The organism is Gammaproteobacteria bacterium CG11_big_fil_rev_8_21_14_0_20_46_22, assembly GCA_002796245.1.
Classification (GTDB): Bacteria; Pseudomonadota; Gammaproteobacteria; order UBA12402; family UBA12402; genus 1-14-0-20-46-22.
The window spans coordinates 1-14796 of record PCWT01000003.1 but is presented as its reverse complement, the minus strand read 5'-3'; the positions used below and the strand labels follow the sequence as shown (position 1 = coordinate 14796).

Genomic DNA, 14796 nt, shown 5'->3' with positions numbered 1-14796 from the left:
CAACGTCTTTGCGAGGAGCGAAGTGACGAAGCAATCTCCAGGTTAATACGCCAGATTGCCGCGCTCACTGACGTTCGCTCGCAATGACATTAACTGTAGCCTGGTTTGAGCGCAGCGATAACCCGGGGAAATCAGTTCAGTCTACACACAAGCCATAAACGCCAAGACGCTCATCGCCTCAAGTGTTTTTTGATCACTCAACACTTGCATCAAGTTTACCGTTTTTTCAGCACTTAATTGCGTTGCAATATTGCGCTTCGCTTTTTCAACGAGGACAGGGATGCCCTCCTCGCGTCGGCAACGATGCCCAATAGGATAGTCGATGGAGATATTCTCAGTCTGCGTACCGTCATTAAAAAAGACTTGTACCGCATTACCAATCGAGCGCTTATCCGCCTCCAAATATTCACGTGTGAAACGCGGGTTTTCTTCAACGATCATTTTATCGCGCAAAGCATCCACACACGGGTCAGACGCCACATCGTCTTCATAATCTTCAGCAACCAAATCACCCTTTAACAAAGCAATCGCTGTCATGTATTGCAAGCAATGATCGCGATCAGCCGGATTATCCAAAGGCCCCGTTTTATCGATAATGCGTACCGCTGACTCTTGTGTTTGAATCACAATTTTCTCAATCGCATCTAAACGGTTTGTGATTTCACTATGCAACTGACAACCGGCCTCAACCGCGGTTTGCGCATGAAACTCGGCTGGGAAAGAAATTTTAAGCAAAATGTTTTCCATCACATAGGTACCTAATGGCTGCGCCAAGGTCACCGGCTTATCTTTCATCATCACATCATTAAACCCCCAGGTTTTAGCCGTAAGCGCAGAGGGATAACCCATTTCATCGGTTTTAGCGATTAATGCTAAACGTACTGCGCGCGCGCAGGCATCACCCGCCGCCCAGGATTTACGCGAGCCGGTGTTGGGCGCATGACGGTAAGTGCGCAATACGCCGTTATCCACCCAAGCGTTCGACACCGCATTCAGCGCTTGCGCTTTAGTCAAGCCTAAAATCTGTGACGCCACGGCAGTAGACGCGATACGCACTAAAATCACATGATCTAAACCCACACGGTTAAAGCTGTTATTCAGGGCTAACACGCCTTGAATTTCGTGAGCTTTGATCATCCAGGCTAATACATTTTTCATGGTGTATTGCGCATGGTTATTGCGCACCTGATAATCTGCACAGGCTAAAATAGCCCCTAAGTTATCGGATGGATGGCCCCACTCTGCCGCCAACCAGGTGTCATTAAAATCCAACCAACGCACCATGGCACCAATGTTAAATGCCGCCTGGATAGGATCGAGCTCAAAGTCCGTGCCGGGCACACGCGCACCATTTTTTAAAGTCGCGCCGGGCACCACAGGGCCCAATAGTTTTGTGCATGCCGGATAATTCAGCGCCAAATAACCCGTGCCTAAGGTATCCATCAAACAATAACGCGCTGTGCTCATGGCGAGCTCGTTGTGCGTAACATCCACGTCATACACATAATCCACAATGGCTTGAATCACAGTATCAAACGGGGGGCGTTTAGCCGATTTAGTTGCGTACATTATCGTTTCTCCAAGGGTGTGAAAACCCGCTCAGCCGGGCCTATGTAATCAGCGTTCGGGCGAATTAAGCGATTATTCGCACGCTGTTCAATGATGTGTGCCGACCAGCCGCTTAAACGCGACAGGACAAAAATCGGTGTAAAGAGCGCTGTGGGAATCCCCATAAAATGATAAGCGCTCGCGCTAAAGAAATCTAAATTTGGAAACAAGTGTTTCTCATTCCACAACACTTTTTCAATTGCGCAGGACACATCGTACAAATACCCATCACTGGCGTCTTTCGATAAACGCTGCGCCCAAGCTTTAATAATCGCATTACGCGGGTCAGATTCACGATACACTGCATGCCCAAAACCCATGATTTTTTCTTTTCGCGCGAGCATCTCATGCAAGGCTGCCGTCGCTTCCTCAGTGGTTTTAAATCGCTCGATCAATGCCATCGCCGCCTCATTCGCACCACCATGTAAAGGACCACGCAAAGTGCCGATCGCTGCGGTAATGGCCGAATAATAATCTGACAAGGTAGCCGTACAAACACGTGCTGCAAAGGTTGACGCATTAAACTCATGCTCAGCATACAAAATCAAGGAAGCATTCATGCAGGCAATGTGTTCTTCAGACGGTGTGGCTTGATGCAGAAGTTCTAAAAAATACTCCGCCAAACTATGGCTATCGATAGTCGTTTCAATTTTTTCGCCGTACGTGATAAAGCGATACCAATAGCACAATATCGCCGGCATCATACCCAGCACACGTGTCGCCACGGTGAATTGATGTGTAAAATCACCCTCAGGCTCAATATTACCTAGAAAAGAGGCCGCAGTTCGCAGCACATCCATCGGGTGTGAATCTTTAGGTATCATTTCCAAAAGGACTTTTAATTCGGCTGGCAAGACACGGGCTTGCTTCAAATGTAGCTTAAACTCACTCAAGGCTTTGGCATCAGGCAACTCGCCGTGCAATAAACAATACGCCACTTCTTCAAATTGCGCGTGCTCGGCTAAATCCTCAATGGAGTAACCACGGTAAGTTAAACCATGCCCTTCTTTACCGACAGTGGCAATCGCCGTTTGACCCGCGACTTGGCCTCGCAAGCCTTCTGTTGTTTTAGTCATGTTTTTTCTCCTTGAACAATCGATCCAACTTCTCTTCATAGGCTAAATAATTTAAATGGGTATACAACTCATCGCGCGTTTGCATCTTTGACAAAGCGGCTTCTTGTGTACCGTGTTCTCGCAGCTCATTCATCATGGCCCAGGCCGCCTTGCTCATCGCCCGCTCTATCGTGCGCGGGTATAGCACCATACTCACGCCGGCATCCCCCAAAGCGCTTGCACCATAAAGCGGCGTTTTGCCAAACTCTGTCATATTCGCAAGCACAGGCACACCCACCGCCTCACAAAACGCTGGGTATAAATCAATGCTCGGCAAAGCTTCTGCAAAAATCATATCAGCACCGGCTTCTACATACGCTTTTGAACGCGCTATCGCACCCTCAATGCCCTCAAGTTGAAACGCATCGGTGCGCGCCATGATTGTAAAACCCTCATCCGTTCGCGCATCCACCGCCGCTTTGACACGGTCACACATCTCTGCCGTGCTCACCAAGGCTTTGCCGGGGCGATGACCACAACGTTTCTCGGCGACTTGATCTTCGATGTGCACCGCTGCGACACCAGCGCGCTGCATTTCTTTGATCGTACGGGCAATGCTAAACGCGCCACCAAAACCGGTATCGATATCGACCAAAAGAGGCAAATCGGTAACAGCGGTAATCCGGCGCGCATCTTCAAGCACATTATCCAAGGTGGTGATCCCTAAATCAGGCAGCCCGTAGGAAATATTCGCCACACCACCGCCGGATAAATACAAAGCCTTGAAACCGGCTTGCTCAGCCATCATGGCACAATAGGCATTGACCACACCCGGGATTTGCAACGGTGTGTCTTCTGAAAGGGCTTGCTTGAATGAGCACATATCGACCTCCTGTGATTTGGCCAGCAGTGTATCATAGCTCGCCCAAGATCTTGAACCTGCGCGAGGACTAAAGCTAACAAAAAGAACAGGGTAGCTTTTGATGACTCGTTTTTTTTTAATAAGACGGTGGCTACGCAGATTCAAGCTCAGACCAAGCCACATTCACGCAACGCTTAAACGGCGGCAAAGCCTCCAACATTTTTTTGCCATAGGCTTTGGTATAAAGGCGCTTGTCTAAGATCGTGACCATGCCTTTGTCGTCTTCCGAACGCAACAAGCGTCCCACGTACTGCGTTAAGCGCAATGAGGCATTGGGCAAAGAGTACAACATGAACGGATCGAGCTGGTTGAACTTGATCCACTCATTACGCGTGATCTCAACCGGATCCGCAGGCGCGGCAAACGGTAGCTTGTGAATCACCACGTGCTCACAATAAGCCCCTTTTAAATCCAAGCCTTCTGCAAAGGAAGCTAAACCAAAAATAATGGAGGTTTTGCCCTCATCCACACGGCGTTTATGCAAGCGAATCAACGCCGCTTTACCGGTTGCGCCCTGCACTAAAATTTTTTCGACCAAACGACTCGGCATCTGCGACAGCGTTTCTTCCATCGCTTTTCGGCTGGCGAACAACACCAAACTGCCCACATTATCCGGCAATAGCTGTACCATGAGGTCTGCACTTTCACGAATGTGTGCACTTGCATTTTTCCAATCAGGCTCATGTTGCATAGCGGGTACGAACAAAATCGATTGATCGTAATGAAAACTGGAATCGAGCTGCAAGGTTTTAACGTTCGGATAAAGCTTTAAACCGCTGCGGCGTAAAAACTCATCGAATGAACCCAGGCTCGTGACTGTCGCCGAACACAATACCGCACCGTGTTTGAGTTTGGACCAAAACACCTCGTACAACTCGCGCCCTGCTGTGATCGGCGCCACATGGCAAGTGTAATCCTGCGGCTCATCGGATCGCGCAGGTTTAAGCTCAATCCATTTCGCTTGTGGAGCTTCTTTATATGCCCTGGGCTTTAAAAACGCGCCCCAGGTTTTACACAGATTTTCTGCGCGCTCTTGCACAAACTTCAAGCGAGATAACAAGGTCGCAATCGCCTCGGCTTTCGCTTTATTCAGGTTTTTTTCATGCTCATAGCGCTCATCCAAACGCTCGATCAACTTGGCGTTTTCATCAGCCAGCCGCACACCCGATTGAATCACATTCTCGGCTAAATCAGCAAACTGCAGCGCTGCCTCATCATCCAAGCGCCACACATCGCCATCAAACTGTTTTTTATTCATTTCAAGACTGGCACGCAGTAAGCTTAAACTTTCCACCAAGTTTCGCGACGTTTCGTTAAACACTTCAGGTGAGAACTGGGTTTCGCTTAAATACAAACCGGCATTCGTTAAACTTTTGCTTAAGGTGTTAATCCAATCGAGCGAGCGCATCACCGTCGACTGCAAGGAAAAATGCCCCAGCGCTTTTTCCGGCAAATGGTGACATTCATCGATCACATACAAACACTCATCGACCGGCGGCAACACCGCCCCGCCGCCTAAGCCAAGGTCGGCCAAGAGCAAACTGTGGTTGACGACGATCACATCCGACGCCAAGACTTTTCTGCGCTGGCGATAAAACACACACTCTTCATAAAAAGCACAGCGACTGCCCGAACAACCCGAGGCATCCGTGCTCACACTGCCCCACTCGGCGTCTGTGCAACCGGTTTTTAAACTATCTTTTTCACCATCCCAAAGTTTAGATTCGTACTGCTCTTCCAGCTTTGTTTTAAAGCCTTGATACTCGCCATCGTCTTGGCTCAAGCGCGATAAACACAAATAACGCTTGCGCCCTTTCGCCAAACCGGCGCTGACTTTTACGCCCAGAATAGTTTCAAGCAAGGGGATATCCGAATGAATGAGCTGCTCTTGCAACGCGACCGTTGCCGTGCTGATGATAATTTTGACTTTAGGTTTTTTGGCTTGCAAAGCACCAATGGTGTAGGCCAGTGTTTTACCGACCCCCGTGGGCGCCTCGATGAGGGATATAGCCTGTTGTTTTAAGGTATCGTGCACGCATTCAATCATGGCGAACTGCGGGGCCCTCACTCGCAAACCGGCCGATTGAATCTGTTGTTCTAACGCTTTGATATCCATCGCGCCAGTGTAGCGAAATCCTAACGACTAAGCGAGGGCTATTATGATGGCCAGCAAAGGTGAGAAAAATAAAAAATCTTAGCAGCCATCGGCACGCCAGAGCGATAAGGCGCAACTACAATAGGATCATCACCCTTTTGCATATACTTACCTTTCGTTTTAATTTTGTTTTTATTTGATTAAATACCGGACATGTTCAAAATCAAAACCGCGACTGGATAAAAAACGCAGCTGCTTCGCTTTCTCTTTGAGATCCTGAGCCGGTTCACCGAATTTTTTAGCAAACACAACCTGCAAGCTTTCATCAAACTCATCAGCATAAGCCGATAGATAGCGCTCAATAAGCTCGCTATCCACACGCTTTTGCTCGAGCTCTAGGCGAATTTTCAGCGGGCCAAAGCCCTGCTTTAAGCGCATGCGCAAGTACGCTTCGCAAAAGCGCTCGTCAGATTGGAGATTTTTCGCCTGGAACTCATCGAGCACGGATTGAATATGAGCCTCATCACACTCGCGACGCGCGAGCTTTTGCGCTAGTTCATAGCGGGAATGCTCGCGCCGCGCCTGCAGGGCCATGCACGCGCGGCGGACCTCAACAAGCTCAGACATTAAGCCTCTTCAGCGACAGCTTCGTCTTTTTTATCGGCTTTAGCGCCACCTTTTTTCGGCAACAAAGCTTCACGAATTTGGGCTTCTACGGTTTGCGCAATGTCTTTATGTTCTTTTAAGAACTGGCGTACATTGTCTTTACCTTGCCCGATACGGTCACCATTGTAGCTGTACCACGCACCGGATTTATCGATCAAGCCTTGCTTCACACCGAGATCAATGATCTCACTTTCACGTGAAATACCTTCGTTGTAAATAATATCGAATTCAGCCACTTTAAACGGTGGAGAGACTTTGTTTTTCACGACTTTCACGCGGGTTTCATTGCCGAGAATCTCTTCACCTTTTTTAATCGCACCCGTACGGCGGATATCCAAACGTACCGACGAATAAAACTTCAGCGCGTTACCGCCTGTGGTGGTTTCAGGGTTACCAAACATCACACCAATTTTCATGCGGATTTGGTTAATGAAAATAACCAACGTGTTTGAACGTTTTATGTTCGCCGTAAGCTTACGTAAAGCCTGTGACATCAATCGCGCTTGCACACCGACGTGATGATCGCCCATATCACCTTCGATTTCAGCTTTAGGCACCAAAGCGGCCACGGAATCGACCACCACCACATCCACCGCGCCTGAGCGCACGAGCATGTCGGTGATTTCCAAAGCTTGCTCGCCAGCATCCGGCTGAGAAACCAAAAGATTATCCACATTCACGCCCAAACGCTCAGCGTATTGTGGGTCTAGCGCATGCTCAGCGTCGACAAACGCCGCTGTGCCGCCTAATTTTTGACACTCTGCTATCACTTGCAAGGTTAATGTCGTTTTACCGGAAGATTCTGGCCCGTAGATTTCAACCACGCGACCGCGCGGCAAACCGCCGATGCCTAACGCGATATCCAAGGTTAATGAGCCTGTGGAAATGACTTCGATGTCTCGAGAAGCCGCGCCCGCATCGCCCATGCGCATGATAGAGCCTTTACCGAACTGGCGTTCAATCTGGCCTAAGGCCGCATCTAATGCTTTTTGCTTATTCGCATCCATTGAGTGTCCCCTCTGTTGACAAAGTTATTTGGGTTTTTGAGCTGGCTGGACGACAAAGCTAACACAGTTAACACCTAGGGTCTAGGGCGTCTTTACACATTGACAAAAAGCTATTGTTTGACTATTATTTGACCACCAAAAAATGAGAAAATCATGCCAAACGACCATCGACAATATCGACAATATCAACGACATCGAGAAGCAACAGGCAAGCACCTCGCAAGACAACAGAGAATCGCGAGCGCACAGCGTGCCCTTTTTGTATTTACACCCAACACAGTGGCCAACAACCCATTTATCTACGCCCTAGGCATTGGCGTACTTCTGACTTATGGCGCGAGAATGGCTGAAGCAGCGGCGAATGGTCGTGCCAACAATAATGCGGCATCAGTCAGTGACTCTGCCCAAAAGGCTTTTATAGACCACCCCGACTGGTATGCCATTGATCCTGAAATCAACGAAGAAACCCATGCCGCGTGCCAGCAACAAAAACGCTTTATAGAAAATGTGATTTCAAGCGGACAGCAGCGTCTTGACAGTGATAGTCAAAACATAGGCCGCGCCATTGAAAGCCGCATTCGTTTTTTCTGTACCTCAAGAGAGCGCATGCTTGCCAAACTCAAAAAGCATAAAATCAGTAACCCTCAACAGACAGATAACGCCGGAGCATTCTTTAGCCCCGTAGAAAAAACCGTTTTTTTACCCTCAAACATAGCCGATGGGAACCAATTTACCGGGATACGTCATGAGCTTGATCATGTCAGCAAATTCTTGAGAACAGGAAAGAAGGCTACACCTTTAAGGTTAACAACAGAAAAAAATATGCAACAATATGATCGCGCTTTAAACCTAGGTTTCAAAGCCATCAAAACCTTTCTTGATATGCACAACAAAAACCAAAGACGCTTGACAAAAAGCCAAAAAAGCGAGTTAGAAAAAGGCTTAAAGCTTCTCGAGCCCCGCTACATTAGCCTATTAAGCTTCAGCGTACCTTATCCAAATAATATTAATAAACAAAACATACAAGCACAGCTAGAGATCGGAAAAACTATCCCATTCAAAGAAATGCAATGCACCGTGACGGGGTTCGATGAAGACTCCATGTCACTACAAACAACGCGTCCCATCGACACACTTCGCCTACTGGAAGTTTATGTGACACAACTTTCAGCACTACACACAAGCCCCTCAAACAGTAGCAGAGAAAATACTTTAGTGCTCATTAAAGAAAAAGAGGCCTATATTCGTCAGGTACTGGGTGACGAAGCCTGGGAACACTTTTTCCACCAAGCGCAGCATATGGTAAACACTGATGAGCAAACATATCAAGAAAGCTTATCGCCAGGCAATCGCTTAAGCTGAGACTGCCGATACACCACAAAAAACAACACTGGCAACACCATCACCAGCATGCCCATAAAAAACAACCAGTCATAGTTAGCAGGGTTGCCCACATTGATATTGGCCGGCGGAATAAAACCCACCACCATGGCCAGTATTGAACCGAATAAACCCAAGCCCGCAACCACCCAACTCGCTGCCCTGCCACCCGGCAAATAAAACGGTGCTGGCCGATCGCGAAAGAGTTTTTGCAGACGGATCGCGGAGAAAAACATAATGACGTACATCAGCAAATAAAGCTCAGTACTTAAATCGGTTAAAAACCAATACGAGCCATTCACTGAAGGCATCCATAGAAAAGCCAAACACACTGCACTAACCAAGACAGCCTGCAAGAGTAATAAATTTTTAGCGACACCGTTTTCATTTTCTTTCGCCATCCACGCCGGCAGAAAACCATGCTGACCAGCTTGCAACAGGCCTTTGGCCGGAGAAATAATCCAGTTAATCATGCTGCCCACACTGCCAATTAAAATCAACAACACAAAAATGGGCAAGCACCAACTAAGATGATAAGCCGCCAAAAAATCTCGCATCGCTTGCACTACGCCGCTAACCAAGCTAATGCGCTGACCGGGCAACACCTCAGCAATCGATAAAGCACCCAAAATCATCGTGGTCAAAATAATCGCCACTGAGATCATTAAAGCCCTTGGAAAATTACGCCTGGGATTCTCCACCTGCTGCACATGCACGGCTGCCAACTCCATCCCCAAAAATGACGCCATAATCGCGGTTAAAGAAATCCAATTATGCGGCTGACTTAAATTCGGCATCATCGCTCTAACGCTGAAGTGCAAATGCACCGCATGACCACTGAAGCTCCATAGTAACCCTAATACAATGATCATACCCATTGGAATCACCATACCAATAATCGTGCAAACCGTGGCAAACTTAGCTGAAACGTGAAGACCTCTGAGATTTAGTAAGGTCAGCGCCCAAAACGTCACTAAAATCACAACCACCAAATAGGCTCTGTTATTTAAGAGTGCGGGATCCAACAAATACGCTAAAGTGCCGGCGATAAAAGACAGAATGGTCGGGTACCAAACAATGGTATTGATCCACTGCAACCACACCGTCAAAAAGCCCATGTTCTCCCCAAAGGCTAAACGCACCCAACGATACACGCCACCGTGTTCAGGCAAGCGTGAAGATAAATCGGCAGCCACCAAAGCAGTGGGAATGAGAAAAACAATCGCAGCAAAAATGCAAAAGAAAATCAGTTCGGTGCCAAACAATGCGGTCGTCGGCAAATTACGGATGCTATCGATCGCGCCCGTAATGAGCATAGCCAGCATAAAAACGTTGATACGCTTGATAGTCATGCGAAAAAGCCTGGTGACAAAAGACGCGAGTCTATAGTTTTACAGCAAGCCTGACAAGGCAAAGCAAACCGCCTGCTGGCGAATTTCACTGCGATCGCCCGAAAAAATTTGACGTCGAACCTGCACACCGCCGTCACGCTTCGCCCAAGCAACCCACACCAAACCAACGGGCTTATGATCAGTCGCGCCATCTGGGCCAGCAATGCCGGTAATCGCCACGCTGATATCAGCACGGGAATGCAACAGCGCGCCTTGTGCCATGGCTTGAGCCACTGATCGACTGACCGCGCCCTCCTGCTCAATTAAGCGCATGGGCACACCCAGCATTTCATGCTTGGCTTGATTGGAATACGTGACAAACCCTCGCTCAAACCAGGCCGAGCTACCCGGTATATCCGTGATGAGTTTGGCGACCCAGCCGCCAGTGCAGGATTCCGCCGTGGCCAATGTGAGGTTTTCTGCGAGTAAGCGATCTTTGAGCTGTAGGATTAAATGTTTCATGGATTGACTCTACGATAACTTGACTTCGGACTCAAGCTCGCCCGCCCATGTTTACCCGCTCCCGGGGACTCTGGGTCCGGCATCCTGCCTCACACAGCCTTGAAGGAACGTCCCTTGAGCATTAGCGACAGACTCAGCCCTCGAGCACGACGCAAAATGGGACAGAAGTTCAATCCAAAAAAAGCACTGTTTTATCCGCTCGAAAGCGATGGCGAAGGTTTATCTTGGACAGGGCCTCTGGAGGCATGGATGCCGTAAGGGAGCGGCCATGGATGGCGAAAAGCGTCCCTGCACAAGAGAAACCTGAAGCCAAAAAGCGAGAGAACGCAAGCAAACCCAAAAGAACCCAGCTAGCACTTGCCCTGCTAACTCAGGCTTTGATACGATGGCGCACAGATTTCCAGGACGATAATGACGATGAGCGATGCTTTTGCCGACCACACGCCGATGATGCGCCAATACCTGACCATCAAACGCGATTACCCTCATATGCTCGTGTTTTACCGCATGGGCGATTTTTACGAGCTATTCTTTGACGATGCCAAGCGCGCCGCTAAAATTTTAGACATTACCCTGACCGCTCGCGGTCAATCCGCTGGCCAGCCCATTGCTATGGCCGGCGTGCCCTTTCATGCGGCTGAATCGTATCTGGCCAAGCTCGTGCGCCTAGGCGAATCGGTGGCCATTTGTGAACAAGTCGGCGAAGCGAATGACAAAGGGCCTGTGAAACGTGAAGTGGTGCGTGTTTTAACACCGGGGACCGTGAGCGATGAAGCCCTACTCGATGAGCGAAAAGACAACACCCTACTTGCGATTTTTGCCGAGCAAACACACTTTGGCCTAGCAGCATTAGATGTGGCCAGTGGCCGCTTTAGTGCGCTGGAAGTACAAGGCTTAGATCAGCTGCATAACGAGATCGCCCGCATTCAACCCGCTGAAATTTTATATTGCGAAGACAGCCCGGTTAAAGAAGCCTTAAAAAGCTACGCCTGCCTGCGCGCACAAGCGATTTGGCATTTTGACTACGACACGGCTTACCGCGAGCTCGCCAAACAATTTAATACCAAAGATTTAAGCGGCTTTGGCGTGGATGATTTAAAACTTGCTATTCAAGCCGCAGGCTGCGTACTCGATTACATCAAAGATACGCAACGCACGGCATTGCCGCACATCACGGCGATAACGGCTGAGCGCACGCAAGATCATATTGTGCTGGATGCCGCGACCTTAAAAAATCTAGAAATCACAGAGAACATCAAAGGCAAACGTGAACACACTTTGCTGGCTATGCTTGACAACACCGCCACGCCGATGGGCGGCCGCTTGCTACAACGCTGGCTGATTCGCCCATTGCGTGATCGTGCACGGGTTGAATCTCGCTTCAGTGCTATCGAAAGTTTGCTACAACAGCACAGTTTTGAAACCTTGTCTTCACACTTACACACCGTTGGTGATGTCGAGCGTGTGTTAACGCGTGTGGCCATTCGCTCTGCACGTCCACGCGATTTAATCAAACTGCGCCAGGCCGTCGGCGAACTGCCGGCGATACAAGCCTGTTTAGCTGAGATTGACGAGCCCTCGATTGTCGAGCTCAAAACTCAAGCCAGCACATTTCCCGACGTTCACGCGCTGCTCGATCGCGCGATCATCGACAACCCACCCGTGGTGATTCGCGACGGTGGCGTGATCAAACCCGGTTATGACGCTGAACTCGATGAACTGCGTGATTTAAGCAGTAATGCCAGCGATTTTTTGGTCAAGCTTGAAACGCAAGAGCGTGAGCGCACAGGCATCAGCACGCTCAAAGTCGGCTTTAATCGCGTGCACGGTTACTATATCGAAATCTCACGCGCACAATCCGAGCAAGCGCCCACGGAATATACCCGCCGCCAAACCTTGAAAAATGCTGAACGATTCATCACACCCGAATTAAAAACCTTTGAAGATAAAGTCTTAAGTGCGAAAGCCAAAGCGCTGGCGCGCGAAAAAGCACTCTACGATACACTACTGGAAACCCTAAACGAAGATTTATGCGCACTGCAACAATCGGCTCGCGCTTTAGCCGAACTGGATGTGCTACAAAACTTAAGCGAGCGCGCGCTCACCTTAGATCTTGTGCGCCCGCAACTTAATGAAACACCCGGCTTACAAATTGAATCGGGTCGACACCTCGTCGTTGAATCCGTTTTAAATGAACCCTTCATTGCTAATGACACCACCTTTAAAGACGGTCGAAAATTACTCATTATTACAGGCCCCAACATGGGTGGTAAATCCACCTATATGCGCCAGACTGCATTGATTGCGCTCATGGCATACTGCGGCTGCTTCGTGCCAGCTAAGTCTGCCACTCTCGGCCCCATCGACCGTATTTTCACACGCATAGGCGCGGCTGATGATCTGGCCTCAGGTCGCTCAACGTTTATGGTGGAAATGACAGAGACTGCGAATATTCTGCATAACGCCACAGAGCAAAGCTTGGTCTTAATGGACGAAATTGGTCGAGGCACCAGCACCTTTGATGGCCTGTCGCTCGCCTGGGCCTGCGCACAACACTTGGCGGAGAAAAACCGCGCTTACACCCTCTTCGCCACGCATTATTTTGAGTTGACGCAACTCGCACAAGAGCTCAAAAATACCCACAACATTCACTTGGATGCCGTTGAGCACGGTGACAGTATCGTTTTCCTGCATACCGTACAAGAAGGCCCAGCAAACCAAAGCTACGGCTTGCAAGTCGCCAAATTGGCCGGCATTCCCGCAAGCGTCATCACACACGCGAAAAAGAAATTGTTTTCATTGGAGCAAGCCAGCGCCGAGAATCATCAGGCACTAACCGAACCCAGACAAACGGATTTGTTTTCCAAAGCTGAAGATGATCATGCCAGCGAATTGCTTGAGCAATTCAAAGCGCTGGATCCGAATGACTTAACACCCAAAGCGGCCTTGCAATGGCTGTACGATTTAAAGGCCCGACTGGATGATTAAACCCGGTAGCACCCTCTATTACGCGACACACAAATTGCCGGCTGATCAGCGCGCCATGATTGAGACTATCCATGCGATACACGACGAGCTGTTTAGTATTATTTTAAAATGCCAAGAGTCGATGGCTGCACGTCTACGCCTGCAATGGTGGCGAGACGCTGTCTCCAAACTCAAGCAGCACAAGGCAGAACACCCCTTGCTTCAACGCTTGCAAACTAGCTCTCTCGAGGTAGGCGAACTCTTTTGCTTAATCAACGGCATTGCGAGTTATTTTGATAGCGAAGGCTTTGAGAGCGAACGGGCTGTTAGGCAATTTATCCAAGACACCACTGGCGCGCGCGACCGGCTGATCGCTAACATCCTGGCTGTTGGGCAGCAAGACCTCGCCCAATTGCCGAGCTTCAGCGAAGCCTGCGCCAGAGTGGACTATGCTCGCCATTGCGCGCGCTATGCCAAAACCGGGTTTTTCTTACTGCCTCAGGCTTCAGCGACCTCTGTCGCAAACCCAGAACAACGAGAAAAAATATTAGAAAAAACATTAATAAACTTAAACAACCTAATGTTTAATAATGATTATTTTAAGTCTTTATCGTCAATATTAACGGCTCAAAAAAGCAAGCTACGCAGACAAAGGTTTAAACAAACCGAGCCCGCACTGGACATTGCCCCACTCTACAAATGGTGGCTAAGCCGATAATTACCCCGCGATTATAGCGGCAAAATTTCGATCGTAATTTTTCACTGGCAATCTATCGCCCCATGAATATAATGTGTACATGGCAACATCCACTATAACAACAATGTCAGCAAACACTTCCTCCAGCGCTTTTTTCGACCGATCTAAACAAGCTGTGGATTTGGCGCTCGGCAGAAAATTCATTACTGAATTAACTCAGATGCAAGCTTGTAAAGGTTTTCACTTTGTGCTTTTAGTCCCCGGCGCAATATACACCGCGGCCGCACTTCTACAAAAGCTTGGCATAGAGGAAGATGCCCTAGAGAGCAAAGAAACACTGATCACCGTACAAAAAGCGCTAGCCCAAAACCCTAAGCTGGCCGAAACCCCACTGGCGCACCTGGTCAGTACCGCTCATGAAACCCAGAAAAATCCAGGCAAGGCACACCCCTAGGGCACGCCCCAACCACGGTTGTCCCATTAAAAATATTTTGCTCAACTTAACCACAAACGTTCAGTTTTGAGGCGAGGTTGGGCGGAAATTTG

The 14796-nt window shown here is 48.9% G+C and carries 12 protein-coding genes; 4 read left to right on the top strand and 8 right to left on the bottom strand.

Translation table 11 applies throughout. The features are described 5' to 3' along the window. Positions 1-141: 141 nt before the first annotated feature. From prpD to recA, 6 genes are all read right to left on the bottom strand, one after another. On the bottom strand, positions 142-1569 hold the full coding sequence (gene prpD / locus COV52_00125) for a 2-methylcitrate dehydratase (protein ID PIR12171.1): 1428 nt from the start codon (positions 1567-1569) through the stop codon (positions 142-144). Then, positions 1569-2684, bottom strand: coding sequence for a 2-methylcitrate synthase (locus COV52_00120; protein PIR12170.1), 1116 nt, complete (start codon positions 2682-2684; stop codon positions 1569-1571). Before COV52_00120 ends, prpD begins: the two co-directional genes overlap by 1 nt. Next, complete coding sequence (locus tag COV52_00115) at positions 2677-3546, bottom strand: methylisocitrate lyase (protein ID PIR12182.1); 870 nt, start codon at positions 3544-3546, stop codon at positions 2677-2679. The genes COV52_00120 and COV52_00115 overlap by 8 nt, the downstream gene beginning before the upstream one ends. 130 nt (positions 3547-3676) lie before the next feature. Next, entirely contained in the window at positions 3677-5701 is a 2025-nt protein-coding gene (locus tag COV52_00110; GenBank protein ID PIR12169.1) for an ATP-dependent DNA helicase DinG, read from the bottom strand. Positions 5702-5872: 171 nt separating this feature from the next. Then, positions 5873-6307: a hypothetical protein gene (locus tag COV52_00105; GenBank protein ID PIR12168.1), complete on the bottom strand. Its 435-nt coding sequence runs from the start codon at positions 6305-6307 to the stop codon at positions 5873-5875. After that, positions 6307-7353 carry a recombinase RecA gene (recA, locus tag COV52_00100; protein PIR12167.1) on the bottom strand — a complete coding sequence of 349 codons (1047 nt, stop codon included), beginning with the start codon at positions 7351-7353 and terminating at the stop codon, positions 6307-6309. The genes COV52_00105 and recA overlap by 1 nt, the downstream gene beginning before the upstream one ends. A 153-nt stretch (positions 7354-7506) precedes the next feature. Between recA and COV52_00095 the strand changes: the two genes are divergently transcribed. Further along, on the top strand, positions 7507-8715 hold the full coding sequence (locus COV52_00095; GenBank protein PIR12166.1) for a hypothetical protein: 1209 nt from the start codon (positions 7507-7509) through the stop codon (positions 8713-8715). Here COV52_00095 and COV52_00090 read toward each other — a convergent pair. Together COV52_00090 and COV52_00085 are read right to left on the bottom strand one after the other, a co-directional pair. Continuing rightward, positions 8679-10085, bottom strand: a complete 1407-nt coding sequence (locus tag COV52_00090; GenBank protein PIR12165.1) for an amino acid permease — start codon at positions 10083-10085, stop codon at positions 8679-8681. The two genes, COV52_00095 and COV52_00090, sit on opposite strands and share 37 nt — an antisense overlap. A 39-nt stretch (positions 10086-10124) precedes the next feature. Continuing rightward, positions 10125-10586: a damage-inducible protein CinA gene (locus COV52_00085; protein PIR12164.1), complete on the bottom strand. Its 462-nt coding sequence runs from the start codon at positions 10584-10586 to the stop codon at positions 10125-10127. Between the two features lie 417 nt (positions 10587-11003). Between COV52_00085 and mutS the strand changes: the two genes are divergently transcribed. The 3 genes from mutS to COV52_00070 all read left to right on the top strand — a co-directional run bounded on the left by mutS (position 11004) and on the right by COV52_00070 (position 14704). Continuing rightward, positions 11004-13574 (top strand): DNA mismatch repair protein MutS, encoded by a 2571-nt coding sequence (gene mutS, locus COV52_00080; GenBank protein ID PIR12181.1) that lies wholly within the window; start codon positions 11004-11006, stop codon positions 13572-13574. After that, a complete protein-coding gene (locus COV52_00075) occupies positions 13567-14271 on the top strand; it encodes a hypothetical protein (protein PIR12163.1) in 705 nt (234 codons plus the stop codon). Before mutS ends, COV52_00075 begins: the two co-directional genes overlap by 8 nt. A 103-nt stretch (positions 14272-14374) precedes the next feature. Continuing rightward, positions 14375-14704 (top strand): hypothetical protein, encoded by a 330-nt coding sequence (locus tag COV52_00070; protein ID PIR12162.1) that lies wholly within the window; start codon positions 14375-14377, stop codon positions 14702-14704. Positions 14705-14796: the final 92 nt, after the last annotated feature.

Excerpts from the sequence above, each read along its gene's own strand:
- COV52_00110 (PIR12169.1), bottom strand. The coding sequence starts at position 5,701 with ATGGATATCAAAGCGTTAGAACAACAGATTCAATCGGCCGGTTTGCGA.
- prpD (PIR12171.1), bottom strand. The coding sequence starts at position 1,569 with ATGTACGCAACTAAATCGGCTAAACGCCCCCCGTTTGATACTGTGATT.
- COV52_00085 (PIR12164.1), bottom strand. The coding sequence starts at position 10,586 with ATGAAACATTTAATCCTACAGCTCAAAGATCGCTTACTCGCAGAAAAC.
- recA (PIR12167.1), bottom strand. The coding sequence starts at position 7,353 with ATGGATGCGAATAAGCAAAAAGCATTAGATGCGGCCTTAGGCCAGATT.
- COV52_00115 (PIR12182.1), bottom strand. The coding sequence starts at position 3,546 with ATGTGCTCATTCAAGCAAGCCCTTTCAGAAGACACACCGTTGCAAATC.
- COV52_00075 (PIR12163.1), top strand. The coding sequence starts at position 13,567 with ATGATTAAACCCGGTAGCACCCTCTATTACGCGACACACAAATTGCCG.
- COV52_00095 (PIR12166.1), top strand. The coding sequence starts at position 7,507 with ATGCCAAACGACCATCGACAATATCGACAATATCAACGACATCGAGAA.
- mutS (PIR12181.1), top strand. The coding sequence starts at position 11,004 with ATGAGCGATGCTTTTGCCGACCACACGCCGATGATGCGCCAATACCTG.
- COV52_00105 (PIR12168.1), bottom strand. The coding sequence starts at position 6,307 with ATGTCTGAGCTTGTTGAGGTCCGCCGCGCGTGCATGGCCCTGCAGGCG.
- COV52_00070 (PIR12162.1), top strand. The coding sequence starts at position 14,375 with ATGTCAGCAAACACTTCCTCCAGCGCTTTTTTCGACCGATCTAAACAA.
- COV52_00120 (PIR12170.1), bottom strand. The coding sequence starts at position 2,684 with ATGACTAAAACAACAGAAGGCTTGCGAGGCCAAGTCGCGGGTCAAACG.
- COV52_00090 (PIR12165.1), bottom strand. The coding sequence starts at position 10,085 with ATGACTATCAAGCGTATCAACGTTTTTATGCTGGCTATGCTCATTACG.